This is a genomic window from Acidobacteriota bacterium, assembly GCA_038040445.1.
Classification (GTDB): domain Bacteria; phylum Acidobacteriota; class Blastocatellia; order UBA7656; family UBA7656; genus Onstottus_A; species Onstottus_A frigus.
This window is the reverse complement of record JBBPIG010000010.1, coordinates 78,443-103,745: the sequence shown is the minus strand read 5'-3', so window position 1 is coordinate 103,745 and position 25,303 is coordinate 78,443. Positions and strand designations below refer to the sequence as shown.

Annotated in this window: 22 protein-coding genes; 7 read left to right on the top strand and 15 right to left on the bottom strand. The window is 57.5% G+C overall.

From position 1 onward, the window contains the following. Nucleotides 1-16: 16 nt before the first annotated feature. The 5 genes from AABO57_13120 to AABO57_13100 form a co-directional block, all read right to left on the bottom strand. Nucleotides 17-721, bottom strand: a complete 705-nt coding sequence (locus AABO57_13120) for a hypothetical protein (GenBank protein MEK6286675.1) — start codon at nt 719-721, stop codon at nt 17-19. Nucleotides 722-1,018: 297 nt separating this feature from the next. Further along, on the bottom strand, nt 1,019-3,019 hold the full coding sequence (locus tag AABO57_13115) for a ferrous iron transporter B (protein MEK6286674.1): 2,001 nt from the start codon (nt 3,017-3,019) through the stop codon (nt 1,019-1,021). A 6-nt stretch (nt 3,020-3,025) separates the two neighbouring features. Beyond that, the gene (locus AABO57_13110) at nt 3,026-3,244 is read right to left on the bottom strand and encodes a ferrous iron transport protein A (protein MEK6286673.1); all 219 of its coding nucleotides are present in this window, start codon (nt 3,242-3,244) and stop codon (nt 3,026-3,028) included. Between the two features lie 82 nt (nt 3,245-3,326). After that, nucleotides 3,327-4,748 (bottom strand): polynucleotide adenylyltransferase, encoded by a 1,422-nt coding sequence (locus AABO57_13105; GenBank protein ID MEK6286672.1) that lies wholly within the window; start codon nt 4,746-4,748, stop codon nt 3,327-3,329. 56 nt (nt 4,749-4,804) lie between these two features. Further along, nucleotides 4,805-6,193, bottom strand: coding sequence for a glycine--tRNA ligase (locus AABO57_13100; protein ID MEK6286671.1), 1,389 nt, complete (start codon nt 6,191-6,193; stop codon nt 4,805-4,807). A gap of 456 nt (nt 6,194-6,649) precedes the next feature. Between AABO57_13100 and AABO57_13095 the strand changes: the two genes are divergently transcribed. The 6 genes from AABO57_13095 to AABO57_13070 all read left to right on the top strand — a co-directional run bounded on the left by AABO57_13095 (nt 6,650) and on the right by AABO57_13070 (nt 11,920). Continuing rightward, entirely contained in the window at nt 6,650-7,018 is a 369-nt protein-coding gene (locus tag AABO57_13095) for a hypothetical protein (GenBank protein ID MEK6286670.1), read from the top strand. A gap of 157 nt (nt 7,019-7,175) precedes the next feature. Then, nucleotides 7,176-7,703 (top strand): MarR family transcriptional regulator, encoded by a 528-nt coding sequence (locus AABO57_13090; protein ID MEK6286669.1) that lies wholly within the window; start codon nt 7,176-7,178, stop codon nt 7,701-7,703. A gap of 37 nt (nt 7,704-7,740) precedes the next feature. Beyond that, entirely contained in the window at nt 7,741-8,271 is a 531-nt protein-coding gene (locus AABO57_13085; GenBank protein ID MEK6286668.1) for a BON domain-containing protein, read from the top strand. Nucleotides 8,272-8,439: 168 nt separating this feature from the next. After that, nucleotides 8,440-9,903, top strand: a complete 1,464-nt coding sequence (locus AABO57_13080; protein ID MEK6286667.1) for a trypsin-like peptidase domain-containing protein — start codon at nt 8,440-8,442, stop codon at nt 9,901-9,903. A gap of 140 nt (nt 9,904-10,043) precedes the next feature. Further along, nucleotides 10,044-11,501, top strand: a complete 1,458-nt coding sequence (locus tag AABO57_13075; protein MEK6286666.1) for a M20/M25/M40 family metallo-hydrolase — start codon at nt 10,044-10,046, stop codon at nt 11,499-11,501. Nucleotides 11,502-11,515: 14 nt separating this feature from the next. Continuing rightward, on the top strand, nt 11,516-11,920 hold the full coding sequence (locus tag AABO57_13070) for a hypothetical protein (GenBank protein ID MEK6286665.1): 405 nt from the start codon (nt 11,516-11,518) through the stop codon (nt 11,918-11,920). A gap of 23 nt (nt 11,921-11,943) precedes the next feature. Here the strand turns inward: AABO57_13070 and AABO57_13065 are convergent, their stop codons facing one another. From AABO57_13065 to AABO57_13030, 8 genes are all read right to left on the bottom strand, one after another. Beyond that, the gene (locus AABO57_13065) at nt 11,944-12,948 is read right to left on the bottom strand and encodes an energy transducer TonB (protein ID MEK6286664.1); all 1,005 of its coding nucleotides are present in this window, start codon (nt 12,946-12,948) and stop codon (nt 11,944-11,946) included. Between the two features lie 199 nt (nt 12,949-13,147). Further along, nucleotides 13,148-13,519: a zinc-ribbon domain-containing protein gene (locus AABO57_13060; protein ID MEK6286663.1), complete on the bottom strand. Its 372-nt coding sequence runs from the start codon at nt 13,517-13,519 to the stop codon at nt 13,148-13,150. Nucleotides 13,520-13,716: 197 nt separating this feature from the next. Next, nucleotides 13,717-14,556, bottom strand: a complete 840-nt coding sequence (locus AABO57_13055) for a creatininase family protein (protein ID MEK6286662.1) — start codon at nt 14,554-14,556, stop codon at nt 13,717-13,719. A 219-nt stretch (nt 14,557-14,775) separates the two neighbouring features. Continuing rightward, a complete protein-coding gene (locus AABO57_13050; GenBank protein ID MEK6286661.1) occupies nt 14,776-16,302 on the bottom strand; it encodes a FumA C-terminus/TtdB family hydratase beta subunit in 1,527 nt (508 codons plus the stop codon). A 181-nt stretch (nt 16,303-16,483) separates the two neighbouring features. Further along, on the bottom strand, nt 16,484-16,804 hold the full coding sequence (locus tag AABO57_13045) for an ATP synthase F0 subunit C (GenBank protein MEK6286660.1): 321 nt from the start codon (nt 16,802-16,804) through the stop codon (nt 16,484-16,486). Between the two features lie 391 nt (nt 16,805-17,195). Continuing rightward, nucleotides 17,196-18,110 (bottom strand): F0F1 ATP synthase subunit A, encoded by a 915-nt coding sequence (gene atpB / locus AABO57_13040; protein ID MEK6286659.1) that lies wholly within the window; start codon nt 18,108-18,110, stop codon nt 17,196-17,198. Beyond that, on the bottom strand, nt 18,110-18,547 hold the full coding sequence (locus AABO57_13035) for an ATP synthase subunit I (protein ID MEK6286658.1): 438 nt from the start codon (nt 18,545-18,547) through the stop codon (nt 18,110-18,112). The genes atpB and AABO57_13035 overlap by 1 nt, the downstream gene beginning before the upstream one ends. A gap of 236 nt (nt 18,548-18,783) precedes the next feature. Beyond that, on the bottom strand, nt 18,784-20,298 hold the full coding sequence (locus tag AABO57_13030) for a hypothetical protein (GenBank protein ID MEK6286657.1): 1,515 nt from the start codon (nt 20,296-20,298) through the stop codon (nt 18,784-18,786). Between the two features lie 191 nt (nt 20,299-20,489). Between AABO57_13030 and AABO57_13025 the strand changes: the two genes are divergently transcribed. Beyond that, nucleotides 20,490-21,014 (top strand): GNAT family N-acetyltransferase, encoded by a 525-nt coding sequence (locus AABO57_13025; GenBank protein MEK6286656.1) that lies wholly within the window; start codon nt 20,490-20,492, stop codon nt 21,012-21,014. Between the two features lie 85 nt (nt 21,015-21,099). Here AABO57_13025 and AABO57_13020 read toward each other — a convergent pair whose 3' ends face one another. Together AABO57_13020 and AABO57_13015 are read right to left on the bottom strand one after the other, a co-directional pair. After that, nucleotides 21,100-21,861: an enoyl-CoA hydratase/isomerase family protein gene (locus AABO57_13020; GenBank protein MEK6286655.1), complete on the bottom strand. Its 762-nt coding sequence runs from the start codon at nt 21,859-21,861 to the stop codon at nt 21,100-21,102. A gap of 104 nt (nt 21,862-21,965) precedes the next feature. Continuing rightward, entirely contained in the window at nt 21,966-25,265 is a 3,300-nt protein-coding gene (locus AABO57_13015) for a S41 family peptidase (GenBank protein ID MEK6286654.1), read from the bottom strand. Nucleotides 25,266-25,303 lie beyond the last annotated feature (38 nt).

The window sequence follows — 25,303 nt, the reverse complement described above, 5'->3', positions numbered from 1 at the left end:
GTCGGTTCGCTGACCGTCAATTGGTAGGTGGCTCTTCCTTATGATGCTCAGGGCTGATCGATATATCGTCCTCGTAGTGCGACTCTCTTGTGAAAAGAATGAAGCCGACTCCAACGATCACCAAAACCAGCACAATTACTATCACCAAAAAATACCACGGCAAGTTTGGCGCGCTCGGGTTGTTGGGATCGCGGCCGCCGATAGCCAACAACACAAACGGGCCGACAACCGCTCCAACCAGCCCGACAACCAGCGCAATTCTATCGAGCATTCCTTCCTGAGGCACTTTCAGGTGCCAGCCCCAGTATGCGCCTATCGCTGCAGCGGCCAAGGCCAAGATCGCCCGCACGGAGATTCTCAGGACATCGCTCATCACTGAACCGGCCCTCACCTCGCCCAGTAGAAACCCGGTGATGTATTGCGCCTGGTTGGCCTTTGGCAGTGCTGTGTAAACGAGCACGGTCAGAGCCACTGTTGCGACGGCAACGATCAGCGAGTCGAGCACCCGAAGATCTTCAGTCAGCCACCCGACAACGAAGCCGCCGATTAAGAATGCGCCAACCGTCAGCCCGAAGGTGACGGCCACCGCCGTGTCCGACACCACATCCGCCGCGCTGGACTTGTTGCTGTAGGCTATTCCTGTGAAGAGCAGCGAGATGATGACCTGGAGTCCAAACGTAAAGCCCAGTCCTACCAGAATCCACTTGATACGGTCCTTCATATCAAAGCCTCCTGATGTCAGGCTCGTAATTCACATGCCCCGCGGCCGAACGTCGCGACGTGACGGCACAACGCCGTGCGGTTTCCTAGTATGCGCTTGAGCCGAAATGAGAACTATATCGATTAGTAGAAGTGAGAGCTTTTGCGGCTCGCGGGTCGGACCTAACGGGTTGATTAATGCAAGTAGCACTGCTCCCCTCCTGTCCTTCTTTGACGCTATCTTAGACCCCTGCTTGGTTTAGTGTCAAAGCGCGGAGGTTCGTTGCATTCGGCGGTTCTTCGCCACGGTCGCGGCAGTCTAGTCTACGCCGAGGAGACGCAGACCTATTACCAGCGCCGATGACATCAAGTAACCAATACCGGTGTAAAAGAGGAGTTGGAGACCGGCCAGACGCCAGGAATTGGTTTCGCTTCGCACGACCGCAACCGTGGACAGGCATTGCAGCGAAAAGAAGAAAAAGACGATCAGGCCCAGAATCGTTGAGGTCGTGAATATCTTGTTCGAAGTTCCGGAGAAAGTCGCAGTACGCATGTTGTCGAGCAAGCCAGCCTGCTGTTGGGCGTCCGGGTCGTCGGCAACGTGAAAGACAATAGCCATTGTGCTGACGAAGACCTCTCGGGCGGCGAACGCTGAGATCAGCCCAACGCCGACTCGCCAATCGAGCCCCATCGGGCGAAGAGCAGGCTCAAGAGTCTGGCCAATCTGCGCGGCAAACGAATGGTCGAGGTCGCTCGTCGTTACCAGCGGCGATCTCGCAGCCTCAACCGCGGCGGGTTGACGCGAGCCCAGGCCGAAGTTCGACAGCAGCCACAAGCACGCTGAGATCACTACGATCGGCATGCCAGCTTTACGAAGGTAAGCAGACGATCGCGACCAGGTCATTCTGAGCGTCGGCTTCAACAAAGGCTTTCGATATACGGGCATCTCCATGGCCAGGAGCGACGCCGTGCGCCTACGCAGGATGAACCTGCTAATCAATCCAGCTACCAAAGCGCCTGTCAGAAGACTTGCGACGTAGATCAGCCCAAGCGCGAGGCCGGCTTTCCAGGCGGCGCCGGGCAGCAACGCTCCCAGCAACAACGCGTAGACTGGGAGTCGGGCGCTGCAGCTCATCAATGGCAGGATCCAGATGGTCAGAAGCCGCTCGCGTCGCGAGGGAATCGTTCGCGCGGCCAATACTGCTGGAATCGCGCAGGCGAAGCCCGATAGCATCGGAACAAAGGAACGCCCGTGCAGACCCAGGTAAGAAAGCGGCTTATCGACAAGCGCCGCCCCCCGAGCAAGGTAGCCTGAATCTTCAAGCAGCGTCATCAAGAAGAAGAGAATCACGATCTGGGGAAAGAAGACCGCTACAGCGCCGACTCCTCCGACGATCCCGTCCGCGAGGAAATGAGACAGTGCGCCATCCGGCAGGACGGCTAACAACAAGAAACGAGTTTGCGAAAACGACCAGTCGATCAGATCCATAAAAGGCCGCGCTGCCCAGAATATCGATGAGAAGAGCCCGACGAGAACCGCAAAGAAAATAGGGAACCCGAATACGCGATGCAGAACTACGCCATCGATTCTCGCCGTGAAGGAATCGTCAGCGAGTACGAAAAGATTTCTGTTTATTACAGCCTCGCTGTTGGTCAAAAGCTCGCGGATCGCGGCATAAGCAGACACCGGTTCCTCGGACACGTTTGCGAGCGCGCTCCCCCGGCTCGGCGAGCTGGCTAACGCTGTGTGAACGGCGGCCATCAACTCGGCGGCGCCCCATCCGGTGCGGCCATCTACGGGGACTACCGGCACTCCCAGCGCCTTCTCCAGCTTGCGCACGTTCACGGTTTGATGCATGCGCGGGAGCAGGTCCATCATGGTGAGTGCGATAACTGTCGGCTTGTGTTGACGCGCTACGAACGAAGCAAGTTTGAGATGCCGCTCGAGCTGAGTGGCATCGACGGCGACAACCAGCACTTCGGGTATGACCGAGTGATGCCGACCTTCGATAACCCGGCATGACAGTTCTTCTTCAGGTGAGACTGCGGATGTGCTGTGCACTCCTGGCAAATCGACCAACAAGACCTGCGGTCCAAATTCAGCTTTGCTCTTGCCTCTGGAAAGGGTGACGGTTACACCCGCATAGTTTGCGGTGTGAAAGCTTCCGCCAGTGAGCGCGTTCATCAGGGCAGTCTTACCTGCATTGGGCGCTCCAGCGAGGCAGACGGTTGATAAGTGAGATTGAGTCTCAATGGGTGGGTGAAGCCCCTGTTGGGCTTCGATGTTTGGTTCCGGCGGAGCCGTTTCGACTGAAGGCATGTTTGCTCACTGAAGTCTTATCCATGCCGCTTCCCGTCGCCTGAGGGCAACGCGCATCCCCCTCACCATCACAACCAGCGGATCCCCAAACGGGACTGACTGCACTATCGAGAGTTGTTCACCCGGCGTAATGCCAAGATCCAGTAAGCGTTGGCGTTGGTCTTCGGGCCCCTCAATGCCTTCCACCCGATACCATTTATTGTGAATCGCGTCCACCAGGCTCATAGGGTCCTCTTTAAAATTACTCTAAATGAAAATGAATTTCAATTCTTTCCCACGCCAAGAATAACGTTAAAGCGAGCGAGTGTCAACGGAAAAGTTCGGGGGGGGCGGTATCGACTAGCAGGGCGGCCGCAAGGGCTTCTTCCGAATTGGTGACTCTGCCGTCAAGTTGCAGCTCATAGACGCGGCGAAGCACTCTTCCCATTTCTGGACCGGGTTCAAATCCCGCTTCCAGCAGGTGCCGACCCTGAAGCAGTGGGTAGGGCGGACCGTGCTCGACGCCCAGAGCCCGCGCCCTCTCGATGAACCAATCTTCAGCTACGGTAGACGAAGCCGATTCGCGCCCCTTGGCGCACGCCTTCGCCACCCGGTAGAGGAGGTCTGGATCCACTCGCTGAGCGAGCCTCCGAAAGTCGCCCTCGGTAGTCGTCTCGTGGTAGCAATAAAACTCACGCGGCTTCGGATGCTCGTTCACCAGCGCAAGTACCTGCGAGCGCACATCGTAGCCCCCGATGCCGAACAAACCGAGCTTGTCCAGTACTGAGCGTGTCGCATCTCGACCAACCTTGCCGTGCCTTGCCCACGTGGCATTGCCAGAGCCCCTCTCGGTCGTTACGGGCTCTCGTAGATCGTGGCAGAGAGTTGCAAGCATGACCGCTAACCGCTTCGGCTTCGGCATGTCGCGAAGAAGCTTCACCGCTTCGTCAAGCGCGAGTTTTGTATGAGAGAAAACGCTCGGACGGCTGATCAGGGCGTGAAGCTCGGGAAAGAGTTTGTCAAACACGCCGAGTTCGAACGCCGCATCCAGTCCGATCGATGGGTGCTCGGCGAGAGTGAGCAACTTTTCGATCTCGCCCCAAATTCGCTCACGAGGGAGATCCGAAAGCTCAATCGTGCGGCATAGCGCGATGGTTTGTGCCTCGATCGTCATCTCGAATCTCGCCGCGAGCTGCACTGCCCGTAACACACGAAGACTGTCTTCGATGAATGTATCAGCCGCCACGGCTCTAAGGATTCGCTGCTTCAAATCTTCCCTGCCACCATATGGATCGATGGTCTCGTCTGTTAACGGGTCTAAGAGAATAGCGTTGATGGTGAAGTCGCGGCGGCGGGCTGCCTCCTCGAAGCTCATCGAAGGGTCGCCTTCGATCACAAACCCGCGATGACCCCGGCCGGATTTCGACTCACGCCTCGGAATTGATACGTCAATCTCGAATCTCTGTTGCGAGGCAGGTTCGCCAGAGAGAGTTTGTCGCTCCGTAGAATCGCCTGTACGCGCCGGATAAGCGACAACCTTATAGACTGAAAAATGCTCGCCGACTGTATTGACCTGACCGATGCGCTCGAGGATTCTACGAAGGTGCGCCGGCTCAATTCCATAAACCTCAACATCGAAGTCCTTGGATTCAAGGTCCAGCAATTGATCGCGTACCGAACCGCCCACGAGCATTGCTCGTCCGCCCGCTTCGCGCACAGCCTCACACAGTCTAACGGCTTCAGGGTTCATTTGAGTAAGAATAACCCTCTTGGAACTGACGGGAAAGGGAGGTTGGTTTCGCCCGGCTAGGACCTCAGCTTATCGCCGATGATCCGTTCGATTTCAGCAATCGGAACGCGTTCCTGGAGCATCGTGTCGCGATCGCGGAGAGTGACTTGATTGTCCTCGATCGATTGATGGTCCACGGTTAAGCACAGCGGTGTTCCCACTTCGTCCTGGCGGCGATAGAGCTTGCCGATCCCTGCCGTGTCGTCGTAGACCGCGCGCATCGCCCCAGTTCGCTGAAGCTGCGACTTTATCTCTTTTGCGAGATTGACGATGCCTTCTTTATTCTTGGCGAGCGGAAGCACGGCCACTTTTATGGGAGCCAGATCAGGGTGCAGCTTGAGAACGATGCGCTTCTCACCGCGCACTTCTTCTTCTTGATACGCGTCCATCATGAAGGCAAGCATTTTGCGATCGACGCCAGCCGAGGGTTCGATCACATATGGGAAAACATGCTGGTTTGTTTCGTGATCGAAGTAAGTGAGATCGGCAGTTGAATCCGGATTGAGCCGCTTACCGTCAGCGTCGCCCGGTTTTTTCGAGTGCGCCTTCAGATCATAGTCCGCGCGATTAGCTATTCCTTCAAGCTCGTCCCACTGCTTCTCATCGTCCTCGCGATCGGGGAAAAAGCGATACTGAAGATCCACACATCGCTTGGCATAGTGCGCTAGCTCCGAGCGCGGTTGTTCGTACTTCCTCAGGTTTTCCGAGCGCATTCCGAGCGCAATGTGCCAGTTGTAACGATCTTCGATCCAGCGCTCGTGCCATGCTTCGTCGGTCATCTCGCCCGGCTTGCGTGCCTGCGGAGGCTTGACGAAGTATTCGATCTCCATCTGCTCGAACTCACGCGTGCGAAAGATGAAATTTCCCGGCGTTATCTCGTTGCGAAAGGCCTTGCCGATCTGCGCCACGCCAAAGGGCAGCTTGCGATTGGTACTGTCCAGAATGTTTTTGAAGTTGACGAATATCCCCTGCGCGGTCTCCGGTCTCAAATAGGTCAAACCAGATTCGTCCTCAACCGGACCAACGGTGGTCCTGAACATCAGGTTGAATTGGCGCGGCTCGGTAAGATCCGTGGACCCGCATTCGGGGCATTTGTCACCTTCGATCTTGTCTGCGCGCAGTCTCGCTTTGCACTTTCGGCAATCCACCAGCGGGTCTGAGAAAGTAGCTTCGTGGCCCGAGTACTTCCACACGAGGCGGTTCATAAGGATACCGGCGTCGAGCCCAACCATGTCGTCGCGTTCGTATACGACCGAACGCCACCAGGCGCGCTTGATGTTGTTCTTCAATTCGATTCCCAGCGGGCCATAGTCCCAGACCGAGCCCAGTCCGCCGTAAATGTCGCTGGATTGAAAGGCAAAACCTCGGCGCTTAGCAAGGCTGGCAATCGTCTCGATATCTGTCATTCCGATCTTCCATTCTCTATCAGATAACAAAGTGCTTGAGTACCCGATCAGCAACTATACAATATCGACGAGGATATTTGAAACTTGGGCTCTTCGTGTAGATCCCTCGATGTGTTGGCGCGAACGACCTGGTCAATTCTCGAGATCGCGGACCTTCGGCCATCAAGCACCGGGGTTTAATTCTTTATGCGAATCTCAGTTGATGATTTCTGCAATTGCGACAATATTAGTTAAAGAGTGGATACGAATGTCATCTTAACCCGTTGCCCTCGGTGCCAATTGTCTCTCGAGATACCGCCAGAATTCGACAATGTGATCTGCTGCGGCTGCTCGACTTCTTACTGGGTACTTCGACATGGCAGTGCGCTAAGTCTTTCTGAGATATGGCCAGCAAACGAAGACACGCAGCGAGCAAGGAACAGTGCCGTCGATCGTAGGCTTGCCGAGATCGAAGAATTGATAGAAGAGTCAGAGTCGGAAAGCGAGATCCTGAGAAGCAAAGAGCAGAGCGCCCCGCTGCAATTGGGCTGCGCATTCTTCGGCCTATTCATGATGATCATATTGTTGATTGCGCTCTTCATGTTCTTAGGGAACGCCTACATCGGAAGCTGGGCGTTCTACGCCGCAATCGCGGGAGTCGTCATGCTTGGCCTGGCGAGAATAAGGCGCAAGCTGATCGGCTCCGCGCAGCGCGAGAAGCTCCGTCGCGACCGCATTCTGATTGAAGACCGCCTCGCTCAGCTCCAAACCGAGCACCGTCGGCTACGAATTCTCGGCGACAGTCTGCCGGACCAAGCTCACGAAGAAGGACGACCGGATAGCTAGCGCCTGTGAAAACGACGCACTTGACAGGAGTACCGGCACTTTCTATGATACTTAAGATTACTTAAATATTAATGTAAGTTAGTAAACGAGGAATGCTCTTATGATGGAGTCTGGTTCTAGCACGGTTGAGACAGTCCTTGACCGGTTTGTGGAGGCAGTGTTTCGACTGATCCTAGAGCACCATCAAAGGCAAGTCATAGGGATGGACTTGACGCTTACTCAGGCCCAGGCACTGAGGATCCTTCGCGCGGCCGCGCTGCCGACGAGCAAGCTTGCCGTGGCTCTCGGAATCTCGGCCCCGGCAGTTACCCAGTTGACGGATCGCCTGGTCCGCAAGCACTTGATCGAGCGGCGCAGCGCGAAGGATGACCGACGCCGGGTTAACATTGAACTGACGGAGAAGGGGAGACTAATCATCGACGGGTTCCGCGGGCGGCGCAACGAACTTTTTGTTGACGCGCTCTCGCGTCTGCGTGAGGACGATCGGATTCAAGTTATCCAGGTGTTAGGCAAGATCACGGCTGTCCTCGAAGCACCAGAGCAGACGAGGCCTGAGCCCGATGGCGGCAATCGTCGTGAGCGAGCCGAGAAGCAGACATTGGTTCAACCGCCTGATGCATCCAAAGTAGTTGGCCACGCACCAGTCACACGGCCAGCGAAAAGGATGAAGATAGAATGGGACTGAACAGGGAAGACAATAGAGATTCTCAGGAGGTAACAAGATGACTAAAATCAAGGGAAGACTGCTGATGGTGTTAGCACTGCTAGTGTTGGCTGCACCAGCCGCTCTTGCTACAACGGGGTCGCAGAAGACCATGGACAAGGTACGCAAGGAGCTTGTCACGCTGCCTTACTACGGCGTGTTTGACAATCTGGAGTACAAAGTCGAGGGCGAAACTGCCACGTTGTACGGGCAGGTCGTGAACCCGATCACCCGACGGGATGCCGAGCGGCGAGTCGCAAAGATCGAGGGGGTTGATCGCGTGATCAACAACATTCAGGTTCTGCCTGTGTCGGGGTTTGACGATTCGATTCGAGCCCGTGAGTATCGCTCGATCTTCCGCAGCGGGAGCTTGTATCGATACGCAATGGGGGCGAACCCGTCGATACATATCATCGTCAAGAATGGCAATGTAACCCTCGAAGGTGTCGTTTCGAACCAAATGGACAGCCAACTCGCGTACATGGCGGCCAGTGGCGTGCCGGGAGTGTTCTCGGTGACTAACAATTTGCGCGTTGAAAGCGACAGCTAATCGGATTGCCGAGATAATGAAACTAGCCACTCGTCGGCGCGTTGAAATGTGACGGGCGTGGTAGTACCAAGAACCAGAAAAAAGACGAGTGACAATCCTGGAAGGGCTTGTCACTCGTTTCTTGTCACTATACTCTTGCCTGTCGAGATACTAGGGAGGGTTGAATAGATGATGGATACCAATTTAAGTACCAAGACCAGATTGAGAATGGGCGGCGCGGCAATTCTCTTTTTCGCGCTCACCCTGGCAGTAGCATCGGGTCTCGGCTTTGAATTTCAGGGAAAGGCATTTGCGCCGCAAGGGCAATCGCAGTTGCCTTCGCCCCAGGATTTATCGCGGGCTTTCATAGGCGTGGCAAAGCAGGTCAAGCCGGCGGTCGTAAACATCGACGTCGTCGAGAAGACAAAGCGGGCTTCGATCCAACTGCCCGAAGGCTTTCCACAAATTCCCGGCTTCGGCCAGCCGCGGCGCCAGCGAGGAACAGGGTCGGGCGTAATAATCAGCGCCGACGGCTACATACTAACCAACAATCACGTAGCCGGGGACGCCGAGCAGATTAATGTGAAGCTCGCGGACGGACGCGAGCTCAAAGCGAGGGTCGTGGGTAAAGACAGCGAGACCGATCTTGCGGTCATCAAGATCGATGCGCAGAACCTGTCCTTCGCAAGGCTCGGCGATTCTGACAGGCTTGAGCAGGGCGAGTGGGTGATCGCCCTCGGCAGTCCATTTGGCCTTCAGCAGACGATGACTGCCGGCATCGTCTCAGCAACCGGACGCGACCTCGGTAGAGTTGGCGGCCAGTTTACGGACTTCATCCAGACCGATGCATCGATCAACCCCGGCAACTCCGGGGGACCGCTCATCAACATGCAGGGTGAAGTGGTAGGCATCAATACTCTGATCTTCTCGCAGACGGGGGCAAGCTCGGGAATAGGCTTTGCAATCCCGTCGAATCTAGCGACGAAGATCTACGCCCAGCTGATCAAAAACGGTAAGGTCACGCGCGGTTATCTTGGCGTTAGCTTGCGGCCAGTCTCGCCTTCGCTTGCCAAGTCGGTAGGGTATACCGGTACCGACGGCGCCCTGGTAGACGATCTACCTCGAGACTACAGTCCCGCGGGAAACGCCGGGCTTCGCAGCGGTGACGTCATCGTCGAGTTCGACGGTAAACATGTCACCTCGCCGAAGCAGCTAACCGAGATGGTTGCCGACACACCAGTTGGAAAGGCGACGCAGCTCAAGTATGTGCGCGATGGTCGCGCTGAGACAGCCACCATCAAGCTAGGCGAACGTCCTCCCAGAAATGGCGAAGAAGCGCAACCGGATAAGGGTAGCCCGGAAGAGGAAGGGGTAAAGCTCGGAATTTCAATTTCGAGCTTGACGGCTGAGTTGGCTCGCGAGATGAAGTTGAGGGTCCCAACCGGCGTGGTAATTCAAAACGTCCAGCCGGATGGTCCTGCGGCAGAGGCGGGCCTTCAAGCTGGCGACGTTATTCACCGCATAAACCGAACCCCGGTTACCAATCGTCAGGACTACGTCAGTGCGATGGCGTCCCTCAAGGGCGAGAAAGAAGTCACGCTGCAGATCGAACGCGGCGGTCAAATGACCTTCGTTTCAGTGACGCTAGACTGACCGGCGTCAATCGCCAAAATCTGTTTCAAGCTTTGGCGGGGGCGGTCCTTTGACCGCCCCCAAGTTTTAGGCCCAACCAAGCGTGACGAACATCGTCACGGCGCTGTTGTAATGAGTTGGCCTCCCGTATAATCTCGCGGATGAGAGTCAGAAAGGCTTCCGCTCCCCGAAGCGTTCTTACCGTTTTCCTGGCACTTTTCTGCATTGCACAAGCGATCGCTCAACAGACGGATAGAAGCGCCGGCTACTCGTATTCTCCGCAGCTTATCGCCCAGTTGAAACAACTGCAAGCCGCAGCACTTTCGAGCGACTATGACTATGTTCAGCTCGCTTACCTGTGTAACAACATAGGTCCGCGGTTGAGCGGGTCGCCGCAAGCTCAGCAAGCCGTCCAGTATGTCGCCGTTGAACTGCGGCGCCTGGGGCTCGATGTGCAGCTCGAGAAGGTGATGGTTCCCCACTGGGTGCGGGGCGCGGAGACCGGGGAGCTTGTGCGGTTCGCCGGCCAGGCCCCGGGAACGAAGCAGAAGATCGTGTTGACTGCGCTTGGTGGTAGCGTCGCCACTCTCGCCGAAGGCTTGACCGCCGAGGTGATCGTCGCCGACAGCTTCGAGCATCTCGCATCGCTGGGGCGTGAAAAGGTTGCGGGCAAAATCGTTTTGTTCAACACCCGCTTCGACAAACAAAAGGCCGCTCAAGGATTCGCGCTTGATGCTTACGGCGAAGCAGTAATTTATCGCGGCGCAGGACCCAGCGCGGCAGCTCGACTCGGCGCGGTTGCCTCGCTGGTGCGGTCGGTCGGCGGCGCTGACTATCGCCTGCCGCATACAGGCGCTTTGGGCTACGCCAGCGACGCGCCGAAGATTCCAGCCGCCGCCGTAGCCGCAGAAGACGCAGACCTGATCGCGTATCTAACAGCTCAAGCGCCAGTTCGCATGCATCTAACGCTGACTCCGCAAACGCTGCCCGATGTCGAAAGTTACAACGTCATCGCAGACCTCAAAGGCTCCGAGCATCCGGAACAGGTGATCATAGTCTCCGGCCATCTGGACTCGTGGGACCTGGGCACCGGCGCGATCGATGACGGAGCTGGGGTCGCTGTCGCGATGCAAGCCGTTCAGTTGATCAAGCGGCTTGGATTCCGAGCCAGACGAACCATCCGGGTGATCGCGTGGATGAACGAAGAGAATGGTCTGATGGGCGGAAAAACTTACGGGGAAGACCACAAGGCAGAATTTGGGAATCACATTGCCGCCATCGAGAGTGATCTCGGCGCCGGCCATCCCGTCGGCTTCTCGGCTCACGTGAATGCGAAAGCCCTGGAAATGCTGCGGCCGATAACCGCCGTGCTGCAAACTTCAGGCGCGGGCATCATCAGGCAAAGCCAGGATGCGCAGGGAGCCGACATCTCCCCGCTCGACGCTGCCGGAGTGCCGACGCTTGCTCCGATTCAGGACAATCGGACCTACTTCAATTATCATCACACCGCGGCCGACACGCTCGACAAAGTAGTTCCGCGCGAGCTTGCTGAGAATAGCGCCGTAATGGTGGTGCTGGCTTATGCGATTGCAAATTTGCCGGAACCCTTGCCGCGTTGAGGTAGATTGCCTCTATGGGTCTAACACTGCCTACCGGTCGCATTGAAGACCTAGATACGCCCGACGCGCACATTACCTTCGTCCGATCCCAGTGGCGCGACTTCGCCGCGTTTGCATGGAAGAAGTATTTGAGTGAAGGCCGCGGCGTGGTCGTCATCGATCTAAGAAATGCCTCGAAATCCGGCGAGGGCCTTCACGTGCCCACTTACTATGTCGCCGACGGCAGCGAGCGTCTGGCGACGCGCGGCGGCTGGCCGAATGGAGAGATCGCGGATGTCGTCAAAGAATACGACCCTGAACAAGACGTCGTGCTCGTCTTTCTGCGGCTCGACGGCGATGCGTTTTACTACAACGTGTCGGATGACCTGACACCGCCGCGGGCTTATGAGAGAGGCCGCGTTCAAACGAGCCGCCCGTGACGGCTCTCGTTCGAACGAACCCCTCACCTCAAATTGAACTCAACCTCGACATTGCTCAGCCAGTAGGGAACTGGACTGCCGTTTTTCATCGCGGGTCTGAAGCGCATCTGATACGCGGCACGGATAGCCTGCAGGTCCAGACCATCGGGCAAACCGCGAGTCACGACTACCTCCGTAACCTTGCCGCTCACGTCTATAAGGATCTTCATTCGCACGACCCCCTGGATTTTGTTGCGACGTGCTTCTTCGGTGAACATAGGCCGGGGCCGGTTCAAGAGCACTGGTCGCTCATCGACGACCGACTGCTGAACGGCTGGTCTCTTTCTCGCTCCTGAGAGCTTGAAACTCTCTCCGCCAGTGTTGCCGCCACTGCCCGGGCCCACGCCAGGTCCGTCACCTGTACCCATTCCGCCGCCCGGTCCCGTGCCCATCCCTCTATCGGAGCCCGTGCCCGCCGAAGGTATCAGACCTGTGCCATCGGGCAGACCAGTAGGGCTCAGGTCGTCGTGCTTGAATTGAATACGAGGGTCGACCATCACCTTTTCGATAACCGGCAGGGCAGGCGGGGTAAGTTGAGGCTCGGGTTTTGGAGCGATCACTAGTTGGGTAAGCGAAGAAATTGGCAATTCGCCATCGGAAGGTGGCGTGTTCGTTTGATGTCCACCACCGCCGCCCCCTCCAGGTTTATCTTCGCCACTCGGGATCTCGATCTTAGGCCAGTAGCCTGGCAGCTTCAACACGATGGTCGAGAACTCACCGCTGTGAGGAACTCGCGCTCTGTGCTGAGCGAGCGACCAGAAGACCAGCATCGATACAAACGCAATCGCGTAAAACAAAATGGCGATTGCGAGCCCCACTCGTAGAAGCATCTTGCGCCGGCTCCCAACGGCATCTCGTTTGAGCGCGGTTGTGACAAAAGCCATCGGGTCCTCGCGGAACTCGCGCAAGGCTTCCCGCAATTCATCTGTGAGCCGCGAAATCATACACGGCTGCTCAATCATCGCTAAGAATGAAGCGTTGTTTTGCATGTCCTCTTTCCGTGATCCCGGGTTACCTCAGCACGGTTTGGGCATGCACCGGAACTAAATCTGTTTGAGAGGGGTTGACCCTCTACCATTCTGTCGTGTGTTGTTCTTAGAATGAAGCGAGTCCGCTTACTTGCACACGAATTCAGACCAGAGGAAAAGCTGACAAAGAATAAGAACGACTGTTTCGCGGAAAGGGAAACTACCTAAACTCGAGGCCGCAGTTGAGACATTTGTTCGGGTCTTTGACCAGCAAAAACAGAAGTGAAAGCAGGCAAGTAAATGGGGCGCCGATGACCGCAACGAGTATCGCCCACAAGGGGACCGAGCCCTTGACGACGCTCGCTGAGTTGCAGCGGGCGCACAGCTTTGTGGGAACAACCTGCCGCGCAGGCGGCCAGGGTGGCGTTTGGTAGCTCTGAGGCGGATAGTAAGTCGAGGGTGCGGTTGCTCCTGGTACCGGTGGCGGCGGAACCGATGGAATGTAGCCCGAGGTTGGCGTCAGCGGGGCCGAGCAGTATCGACAGAAGTTTGATCCGTCACGATTCTCGGCGCCACATTTCGCGCAGATCATAGTCTGTTCTCTCCGGGCCTATTCCTGGCAGCGTTCTTGCAGACTAATTGGTCATCGCCGCCGTGTCAATCAAGGAAAAGCGATGCGTCAAAGACGGTTCAGGGTTCAGGGTTCGTGTTTCAGAATTAGCATCTAGCATCATGAACTCTGAACGCGGAACCCTGAACCCCGAACCCTGAACCAATACTCTATGCTCCTTACTTCTCAAACAACCCCGCCATATCCCACTTGCGGCGAGTGTCGATGATTAGCCTGGCGACTTTCCCCGTGACCTTCGCGAAGTATTCATCCGCCTTCGCTTGATCGAACTTCACGTAACCCTGACCTTCCTTGTACAGCCCGATCGATGAAGGCGCGGGATAAGCTGAGTAACTGCCCGGCGCCGCGTTGGGCGTGGCCAACTCATCCGAATAACGCTCTTTGTGGACAAGCTTCGGATCAATCGCCTGAATGAAAGCCGTTTCGTTCCAGCCGGCGTGGCCGCCGTCTTCGCCGAAGACCGAAAGCGTCACGTCCGAAGCGTAGCTCCACCAGTTTATCACCAGCGTTCGCACGTGCTTCTCCTGACCTATCTCCATGGCGATCTGGTTGAGTACCGCCGTCTGGGGTCCGCCGTGCCCGTTGATGATGATGATATTGCGAAAGCCGGTCTTCGCCAGCCCCGACATCACGTCGCGAGCGTATGCACGATAAGCGGTTTCGGAAATCGAGAACGCGCCGGGGTAAGCGTCCATGCTGCCAGTCATGCCGTAAGGAATGATCGGCGCGATCATCGCGTTTACTTCACGGGCGATCTTTCGAGCGATGCCGATGGGCGCGGTGATATCCGCGCCGTTGTTTATCACGCCGTGCGGCTCGAGAGTACCGGTTGGAAGGATGACCGTGTTGATCTTCGACGGAACGGCTTCCTTGAACTCCATCCAGTTAATGTCGCTCATGTCGCGAGTGCTTATGACATCAGTCGTTTGAGCGTTAGCCGCGGAGTGAAGAGATGCTAACACGCAGAGAGACGCAACCAGAACAAGACGCCGAATCATTGCTTTTCCTCCCTCCCAGTGGGATTGTGACGCGGCGATTGTTTGCCGTCGCACGGCTCTTTGTCAACGCGTGCACAGGTGTGAGTTGATAATCAGGCGTTCGAGAAATGCCGGCTTGCATCACAACAGTGCCGGTAAACAGCTTCCGAGAATCGCCGCTTCACGCGAAGCATCTCTCGTAGCTCTCGCCTGGCGCTCTCCTTGACCTTGTTGACGCGGTCAAAATACCGGATCGGCCAGCTTGGCGAGCATCATTGCCGAGGCCTTCTCGACGTCGGCGTGCAGCGAGTTTCCGTGTGCGTCCATGGTCACGATAGCCGGAAAGTCTTTCACCTGCAGATGCCACATCGCTTCGGGTATCCCGAACTCGAGCAGGTTCACATCGAGGACCTGTTCGACGCAGCGAGCATAATACTGAGCCGCGCCGCCGATCGCGTTGAGGTACACCGCGCCCGCTTCTTTCATCGCAGCGAGCGTGCGCGCACCCATCCCGCCTTTGCCCATGACCGCGCGGACGCCGTAGCGCTTGATAATGTCGCCTTGATAAGGCTCTTCTCGAATGCTGGTCGTCGGACCGGCGGCGGTGATTCGATAGCTCCCGTTGTCTTTCATCACCACCGGGCCGCAGTGATAGAGCACCGAGCCTCGCAAGTCGGCGGGCGGGTCGTGCTTCATCAAATATGAATGCACCGCGTCGCGCCCGGTATACATCTCCCCGGAGATCATCACCACGTCGCCCACAGCAAGCGAGCGAATCTGCTCTTCGTTGATCGGCGCGACCAGCGGCTTCTCTTTGCCGGTTAGTCGAAACCCTTCGCCGGCCGCCATTCGCTTCTCGGTCTTTTTGTCATCGCGATAGAGCCAGCGTTTGATCGCGCCGGTCTTCGCGTCAAGCACGACGCCAAGCCGCCTGAACGCCCAGCAGTCATACGCCACCGACACGAAGAAGCTCGCCGGAAGGCGATTGAGCGCGCCGATCTTGCAGCCGATCAGAGTGACGCCGCCGCCGAATCCCATGGTTCCAATGTTCAAAGTGTTCGCGGCCTTCATCACGTAGTCTTCCAGCTCGGCAAGCCTGGGATCCGAATTCGTGTCGTCAAGCGTTCGGAAGAGCTGCTCTTTTGCGTGCTGATAACCCGACGTGCGATCGCCCCCGATGCACACGCCGATCGCGCCGGCGCTGCAGCCGTGACCTTGCGCCTGCCAGACCGCATGCATGATGCATTTGCGAACGCCGTCCAGATCGCGGCCCGCGCGCCCGAGATGTGGAAGCTCAGCCGGAACCGAGTACTGAATGTTCTTGTTTTCGCACCCGCCGCCTTTCAGCAGAAGTTTCACTTCGATCTCGTCGTCGTTCTCCCACTGATGGAAGTGAATGACCGGTGTGCCGGGACCGAGATTGTCTCCGGAGTTTGCGCCGGTGATCGAATCGACGGAGTTGGGCCGCAGCTTGCCGAGCCGAGTGGCGTCGGCGATGGCTTCATGGATCTCCTGCTTCATCACGATCTGGTTCGCCCCGACCGGAGTCTTGATCTCGAAGGTGGGCATTCCGGTGTCCTGGCAAATCGGGCCTTCGGTGTCGCAAGCCATGTCGATGTTTGTAGCGATGACGGCAAGCGCAGTCCCTGCGGTCGTCGCCGGATTCTCTTCGGCGACGGCTTCCGCCATCGCGTTTCGAACATCGGGCGGAAGGTTCGTCGAGGTTTCAGTGATGAGTTTAAGAAGGCTCTCTCTGAATGAATCCATCGTTACTCCAAGAATGTCCGACAGACTTCAGTTTATCGCGGGTTCCGAGTGTACCTGGAGCGACAACTTGAAGTTCGTAGAACCTAGCCGGCTTCAAGGCGAGTCTATCGCCTCTGGCCGAGAATAAAAAGGGAGGCCGTGAAGCCTCCCTTTTATCGGTCCGCTCGCACCTGACTCCAAATCAGTACTTCAGCACGACAGTCAAAAACGTGAACAGCACGAGAGTCTCGATCAGCGCGAGCCCAAGCAGCAGCATAGTGAATATGCGGCCGCCGGCGCCTGGATTGCGCGCGGCGCCTTCACAGGCCGCGGCAATTGCGCGCCCGTCGCCCAGCGCCCCGCCCAGCGCCGCAATAGCGACTGCGAACGATCCCATCGCCGGGAAGAACCACGAATTCCCGGTGCTGGGGGCGCCTGTTGCCCCCGGTGCCTGGGCCATCGCCGTCGCCACAGTGAAAAGCATCATCAGCGCGGACATCCCTAACAGTTTCAATTTAATCATCGTCTTTCTCCTGAGGTCTGCTGTCGGCCTCAACGCCGATCGACATCTCGGCGGCTTAGAGTTTCGACCAGCCAAGCGTTTGGTGGAAAGGGTCGGAGATACAAAACGTAGTTCCGTTCTCAACCCTAGGGCACCGGCTGCCGAAGCTCGGGTTATCAGAGAGAAGGTGTGACAGGTTCCGCTCGATATTATTTCCACGCGCCCGGTATACGCTTGCCCCCCTTTTAGCAAGGCTCCAGCGACGTCGTGCCATCAACTTCTATGAAAAGAGCTTCACTGTCATTGCCTTCCGGTTCGGGTACAAATAAAGCCGTCTGAACCAGGATTTTGGATTCTTGGCGGCTCATCCGCGAGTCAATCCAAAATCCAAAATCTAAAATCCAAAATTCTCTCAATGCGCTTCGGCCACCGCTTCGCTGCCGTGGCCGTGTTCTTCGGCGTCGTGTTCTTCGTGCGGCACGGTCTCAGACAAGTAGACCATCGAGAGCATTATGAAAATGAAGGTCTGCACGAAAGCTACAAACACGCCGAGCAGGATCGTGAATATCGGAACGATCGGCGCGATAAGCCCCATGAATGCGCCGCCAATCTGGTGGTCGGCGTACATATTGACAAAGAGCCGCAGCGAGAGCGTAACCGGACGCACGGTGTTTGATACTATCTCGACTACGAAGATCAACCACCCTAACGATATCAGCAGCGCGCCTGTCAGCCCGCCGGTGAAGTGTTTCAAGTACTTCAGCCCCTGCTGTCGAAAACCGCTGCCAATAAAGTAGAGAAACGACGTGATTCCAAGAGCGCCAGTCACGTTTATGTTTTCGGTCGGCGCCCCGAGGCCCGGTATTTGCCCCATCAGATTACCGACCAGGATGAATACTGCGAATGAACCCATCACCGGCAGATAGCGGCGGCCATAAGGGCCAATGACTTGATCAAGCAGTCCGCGAATTTGTTCGACAACGACTTCGAGCATCTGTTGTCCCTTTGATGGCCGATCGACGGACAACCTTCCGCGCATGAGCAGCACGCCTGCAACGCAGATGATAAACAGAAGGGCGGTCCAGACGATGTGCTCGGGGATAACCAACTCGCCGGGAGCGGGCTCGTGCCAGTGGGCGCCGAACAGACCGTAAATGGGCGGCATCACCACTCGCTCGATGCTGAGCACGGCCGGGCCGAGAATATGGTTGGCCTGCTCGACGAGCCACGGCTCGGCCGCGTGCTCACCCGAGCCTGCCGCGTGCTCGGCGGTCTCAGCGGCGGCTATATGTCCTTCCTGCAGTAGCGCCAGAATCGGTGCCAGCATCAGTGATCGTTCTCCCTTGTTCGAAAGGTCTTGTAGGCAACGTAAGCGGCCTCGATCATTACCGCTGCCGCCGGCGCCAGCAAGCCCGCGAGTATGGCGATAGCGTCAAAGTAACCGGTCTTGTTGGCGGCCCACGCTACGGCTGCGATTACCAACCACCGAACGACAAACTTGATCATCGTTCCGGGTGGCGCTTTCTCATTGCCCGCCCCCACCACGGCTCGCAGCGACGAGTGCAGCCATTTGTAGTTTAGCAAGGCGAGCCCGCCGCCCAAAATCAGGCCCAGCATGAACCTCAAATCGGCTGCCAATGCTGCGATTACGACTACGATGGCGACGACGGCGAAGATGTTACGCCAGACTCGGCGCTCGACCGCTTCGGGAGCCGTGAGCGCTAGCGATTCATCATCGTTTGAAGGCGAGTTGTCAGAAGCCAAGCTGTTATAGGCCGCCTTTTACCGCCCATCGTGAAGCCGCAGATTCTAGCAACGCGGTCGAACGGTTGTCCAGCAACAGGGCAGGCTGACCGTATCAAAACTCCGGGAATCCCACCCACGGCCAGTGGGTGGGATTTCAGGAGTCTTCACTCAGTCTCTGGCGTGGGTGGAATTCCCGGCGTTTGCACGCAGTCTGTGCCGTTGATGGAGGTTGTAGGAACCCCCGGAAGAGTGTTCTATGGCTTGGCGTTTTCTTTCGGCTTGGTCAAATCATACTTGCTATCGATCTGATACTTCTTGTACTCGCTGTAGTGCCGTTCGACGCTGCGATTGAACTTCGCCAGCAACAACAACCTGACTGAGAGGTTCGCCTCCATCGAAGAGGGCATCCAGACCTCATCGCCGATTTTTTCCTGCTCAAAGCTGAACGCTGTCGAAGCTCCAATCGAAGCGAGCATCCCGCCGGCGATCTTGTACGAATTGGTCAGCCGAGCCTCGAGCCGAGCGATTTGCTGGGCCGTTTCGTCGACCCAGATCGTGCCCGCCAGCTTGTTGACGATATCTTCTCCGCGGTTCTTCGGCTTGAATCCCTTGCGAGGCTCGAAGTCGAATGCGATCACCTCGTGACCCCGAAACATCTCGCGCCGCACCGAAGTGATTTCGCTGACGCGTAGGAAATCTTTGATCTCAACGCCATCGTCCTCTTTCTCCTTCTCGCCTTTGGCGCGGGCTTGTTCATCTTTCTGCTCTTTCTTTTCGCGACGTTTGATAGTGTCCTCGACTTCCTTTTGAAAGCGTTTGTCTTCCTTTTCGCGCTCGGAGGCCGACAGCTCCTTGCCGTTGACGCTCATCAGCCGCTCGACCGACCGATCACCGATTGGAGTGACTTCGTACGTGCGCGTCACGGTTTCTTTGACTCGTCCGTCACCGTCGTGTTTGCGCTCGATTTCGACCAGCCGGCACGTATAGCGGTCGCGCATCTCGTCGATCTTGTCCTGGTTCTCGTTGAGGGCTTTCAGCAGAGGCTCGAGCTCAGGCAACGGACGCGAGCCCTCCACCTGCGGATAGCGGAAGGCCGCCAGCTCGACCGCGCGGTTGTGCTCTACACGATCGACAGTCACCAACAACTCGACGCCGCCTTTCTTGATCTTGAGTGAGAACGGTTCCATCACGCCGTCGACCGCTCGGTAGTCGCCGTAGAACGTTTCTTCGACGCCGTCGGCAGTTTCTCGCTCGCGCTTCACAGGCAGATTGGTTGAAGCATCGAAGTAGAGTTTCACGCGAACGCCGTCCTTGATGAAGTCGATCGCGTTGGCATCGCGCCCGTCGATCGTCGTCTTGCCGCCCAGCTGTGGAACGATGCGATTGCGCTGGAGGTCGTTGAGGCGGCTGTTCGAGAGCAAGGCTTCGAGGCGCAGGCGTTTCGCTTCATCGCCCAACAGAGTGCGCAGCCCGCGCGCATCGAGCCGCCAGGCGGATTTGCCGTTGTAGCACTCGCTCACCTTCGATCCGCCAACTTCGAGATCCAGTCGAAGATTGTTTGGAGCCGAGGTCTGATAGCTGAAGCGGCCGGCGGCTCCGTCGCCGGCCTTCACGCTTCCGGTCATCAGAGTGCTTTTGAGCCGAGCCGCGGACTTGCCGCCGGAAGCTTTTTTGAAGCGGTCTACGATTTTGCCTGCCGGCTGGTCAGCGAGGGAGTCCGACACCAGCACGCCGGCAAGCAATAGAAGCGAAATAAGAATTCTTTTCATTGAACCTCTGCGACGAGAGACTAGACCTTCGAAACGGTGCACCCCGGACCGCTCCCTTGATGAGAACGAAACACGGCCGCGTTGCCTGCAAGGGAATTTAACCACAAAGACATTAAGGCACTAAGGGTTCTCTTACGTGGCTTTGTGGCTTTGAGCCTTTGTGTTTAATATCTTCTGACATGGACGTCGAAGTGACTCGCACTTACCTTCAGCTCGAGCGGCCCGAGGACCTCCACCCTGCTCGCGTCGACGATCCTCGCATCCGAACAGAGCGCGTCGCCGAGTGCCCGGCTTCTTTTTTTCGCTATCTCTACAGCGAGGTCGGCCGCTTCTATCACTGGATCGACCGGTTGCCCTGGAGTGACGAACAAATACGCTCACACCTTGCGCGTCCGGAGATAACACTGTGGGTGATGTTCAGCGAAGGCGCACCCGCGGGATATTTCGAACTCGAGCGCCACGATGACGGATCAATCGAGATTGCCTACTTCGGGTTGATACAGGAGTTCATCGGCAGAGGATTGGGCAAACACCTTTTGAGCGTAGCTGCCGAGCAGGCCTGGAGCGACGGCGCCAATCGAGTGTGGCTGCACACTTGCACGCTGGATGATCCGGCTGCGATGCCCAACTACCTGAAGCGCGGGTTGAAGCCGTTCAAGCAGGAAGTCTATTGCACCCAGCTAGCGCCCGACGAGCAACTTCGCGCACGAAGTTAGCCTGACAACTTCTCGCCGGTGTTGGATCAAAATAGAAAGTCGCGACACAATCCGTCAGAACGGCAGGCAGCTTCCGGCACGGGGCTTAGTCTGCGTGCTTCAATGCTTCAGCCGAGGCTTCGCGAGTCTCAGCGCTGAGCCACGAATCCAGCATCGGTTCTTTTCGATTGCTGATTGCGTCTTCGATCCTCGCAAGCGCGGCAGCTCGCAATTGGCGTTTGATACGGCCGTACATCGTCCGCGGCAGGGCGGCCATCTTCTGAGCCACTTCGATCGCTCGCGCCAGCAGCCGGTCTGGCGGTTGAAGCTCATCCAGAACACCCATCGACAGCGCTTTAGGCGGGCTCGAGTTGCGCGCGGTCAACACCATTGTGCGTGCGACCGGGTGGCTCAGTTCTGATTGAACTATCGACATCGCCGCGACCGGAAAGGGCACGCCGACGCGCATCTCCGCGAGACCGAGTTTGTAGTCGCCTTCAGCTCCGATCCGGTAATCGCAACAGAGAGTCAGGATAACGCCTCCCGCAATGGCGTGGCCGTTCACCGCGGCAATCGTCGGCAGAGGCAAGCCGTAGAGCCCTCCAAACAGACGATTCACTTGCATCACCATTGCCTGTTGTTGCGCTCGATCGTACGTTGGCACGACTTTCAAATCGAGGCCCGCCGAAAAGCAACTGCCGGCGCCGGTGAGTACGAGCGCGTGGATCTCGCTGCTCTGTTCGATGTCCGCCAATGCGTTTTCAAACTCGCCGGCAAGCGCCAGGTCGATCGCGTTCGCAGGCGGGCGCTCGATTCGCAGCACGGCTACGTTTCCTACTGTCTCAATCTGAATTGTTTTCGAGCTCATGATTGTCCTCCACAAGTCGTGATGCGTGATGCGTGATGCGTGACCGGATGAGGTGGAAGCGCGCGTTTATCAGCACCATCCGGTCACGCATCACGCATCAATCATCACGGCTTAGGCGTCTTGACCGGAGCCGCGGGGCGAGGCGGCAGCTTCACCGGTTTCTCTTTCAGCTTCTTCATCACCTCAGCCACCGCGCGTTCGAGCTGCGGGTCTTTGCCCTCGATCACCGACTTGGGATCGTTCTCGACCACGATGTCCGGGTCTACCCCGTAGCCTTCAATGACCCACTCGCCTTTGGCGCTTGCGAACGCCGACTCGGGGACGAATATCGATCCGCCGTCGATTAACGTGCCTCGGTTGCCGATGCCGATCACGCCGCCCCACGAGCGTTTCCCGATCAACGGACCCAGTCCCGCCTCGCGAAACATCGCCGGGAAAATGTCACCGTCCGATGCGGAGTTCTCGTTCAGGATCGCGGCCATCGGTCCGAGGAAGACACCGCCGGGATAGGTGCTCGCCTCATCGGCGGTGCGTCCGTAGTTGAGCGCCAGCACCTTTCGACGCAACCGCTCGATCAGCATCTGGGATACGTTGCCGCCGCCGTTTGCGCGCACGTCGACCACCAGACCTTCCCTGGTGATCTGAGGGTAATACCACTTGATGAACTCGCGGATGCCCGGCGCTCCCATATCGGGAACGTGAATGTAGCCGACGCGGCCGCCGGTCATCTCCGACACTTTGCGGCGATTGGTGTTCACCCAGTCCAGGTAGATCAAATCGCTCTCATTGGTGATTGGACGATAAGACACCGTCCGCGCGCCGGTCATCGTCGGTTCCTTGTTGACGGTCAACTGAACGGGAACGTCAGCCTTGTTTCTAAGAAGCCGATACGGATCATCGGCCGCGGTCAGTTCCTCGCCGTTGATCGCAAGGACGTATTCGCCAACTGAAACGTTCACGCCGATCTCGGTGAGCGGCGAGCGATAGATGTCCTCTTCGTTTTGTCCCGGGAAGATTCTAGCTATCTTGAACCGGCCGGTTTTTTGATCAAGCTCGAACCTGGCGCCCGGCAGACCGACGCGAGGCCGCGGCGGAATCTGGAAGTCGCCGCCTTCGACGTAGGCGTGCTGGACGGTCAGCTCCGAGATCATCTCGCCGATGACGTAGTTCAAATCCGAGCGGTGCGCGACGTACTTGAGCAAGGGCCTGTACTGCTCGCGCAACGCTTCCCAATCGTAGCCGTGCATGTTGGGCACGTAGAAGAAGTCGCGATAACGCCGCCAGGCTTCGTTGAAGATCTGATTCCACTCTTCGGCGGGCACGCGATCGACGGCCAGTCCCGCAGTCGAAACCGGCTTCTTGGTCCGCTCGCCCAGCGGTGTGGCGTCGTAAAGGCTGAAGCTTGGACCTGCCGTGGCGACGAGCACTTTCGAACCGTCGTCCGACAGCGCGTAACCGCGCATATCTTCGACCAGCGTCGTCTCCTTGCGGTCTTTGATCGAATAGATGCGCAGCGACGTGGTCCGGTCACCCTGCCGTCCGTAATAGAACGCGGAGCCGACTGCATACAAAAGATGACCAGTCTTCACCGACAAACCGCCGTAGTTGCTGGCTTCTACTGGAACGCGCGCGGCTCGCGAACCGAGGCCGTCGAAATCGATGATCAGGTCGGCGGCAGGTTTTGGCGCCGCTTCCTTTTTTTCGGGCTCCTTCGGTTTGTCGCTTTTGTCGCCTTCGTCTTTGGTCACCGTCACTTCATCGCTCTCGGGAGGGAACGGACTCTTCACATCCTTGCGAAGAGCGATCGCGAAGATCCCAGTTGAGCGATTCAATGCGTAGTTGAACTCGATCGAAGAAATCTGCGGAGCGAATTCGCGATCGCTAAGATAGAAAAGATAGTTGCCCTGCGGGTCCCAGGCCGGGCTGTTGGCGTTGAACAAATCGTCGGTGACCTTTCGAACCTGTCCATCGCCTGCGCTCCAGATGTAGATCGCGCGCAGGCCGGCGTCATTGGACATGCTGAATGCGAGATGATTGCCGCGAGGCGACCAAGTGTAGTCGCGTATCTGGCCGAATGGAGCATCGACAATCTGAGTAAGCTTGCGATCGGCAAGCGTCACCACAAAGATCTTGCCGTCCTTGTCGCCGAACGCTATGCGCTTTCCATCCGACGCCCAATCGGGCGCGTAGCGAAACGCCTTGCCGCCGGTGGTGATTTGTTCGGGCGGCGTCGAGCCGTCTTGCGCGACGATGAAAATCTCTTCCTCGCCGCTCTTGTCTGAGATGAACGCGATGCGCGAGCCGTCCGGTGACCAGCGAGGCCACTTGTCGTGCGCGCCCGATGAGTGCGTCAGGTTGCGCGTCGGCCCCTTCTCGACGGGCGCTGTGAAGATGTCGCCGCGCGCACAGAACAGCACGCGCTCGCCTTTCGGGCTTAGCGAAACGTCTTCAATGAAGTTGGCGACGGGTATGCGGCTCGGCCTTCGAGCGAGCCCGTCATCGGGCACCGTGATTGAAAGCGCCGCGTCCTTCCTGGCTTTCGTATCGTACACGTGAAGCTCGCCGTTAAGCTCGTACACGATGCGGCCGTCGGGGCCGGCGCTCGGCCATCGAACATCCCAGGGCTTATGCGTCGTCGCCGCGGTAGTCTTGCCGCCGGCGACATCGTAGGAATACAGATTGAAGTGGCCGTCGCGATCGGAGTTGAAGTAAATGGTGTTTCCGACCCACATCGGATCACGGCTCGGACGCGGATTGTCGGTTATCTTTTTCGCATCGAATGTTTTCAGATCGAAGATGTAAAGCTGATTAGCCTGCCCGCCGCTGTATCGCTTCTCCGATCTGAAATCGCGCGACAGGGGCGAGTAGACCATCTTCGCGCCGTCGGGTGAAAAGGCGCCGGAACCCGCTTCGGGCATCGGCAGCGGCTGCGCGGGACCTCCGGTTGCCGCAACCGTGTACAGCCGGGCTACTGGAAGCGTCCATGAATCGCGCAGGGATTTGAACACGATGGACTTGCCGTCGTTGGTCCAGCCGTAGACCTGATTGTCATAACCCCATCGCGGTGTGAGCGGCCCGCGCGCAGGATAAAACGTAAGTTGCTTTGGCTCGCCGCCGGTCGCCGGCATAACGTACACCTGTTCGTCTCCATCGTATTGCGCGGTGAAAGCAATCCACTTCCCGTCGGGTGAGAATTTGCCGAAGACTTCGGTGCCCGGATGCGCGGTCAACCGACTGGCTGTTCCGCCCGCTGTTGAAGCGGTCCACAGATCGCCGCCATAAGTGAAGACGACTTTGTCGCCGTGAATGTCTGGGAAACGCAGCAGCTTGGTCTGCGCCGAAGCCACGATGGGCAGACAGATGATCGTCGCGAAAATTGCGGTTCGAAAGACTCGATTTAACATTAAGAAGATTCCTCCAGGTTCTAGTGACTTGGAACAGC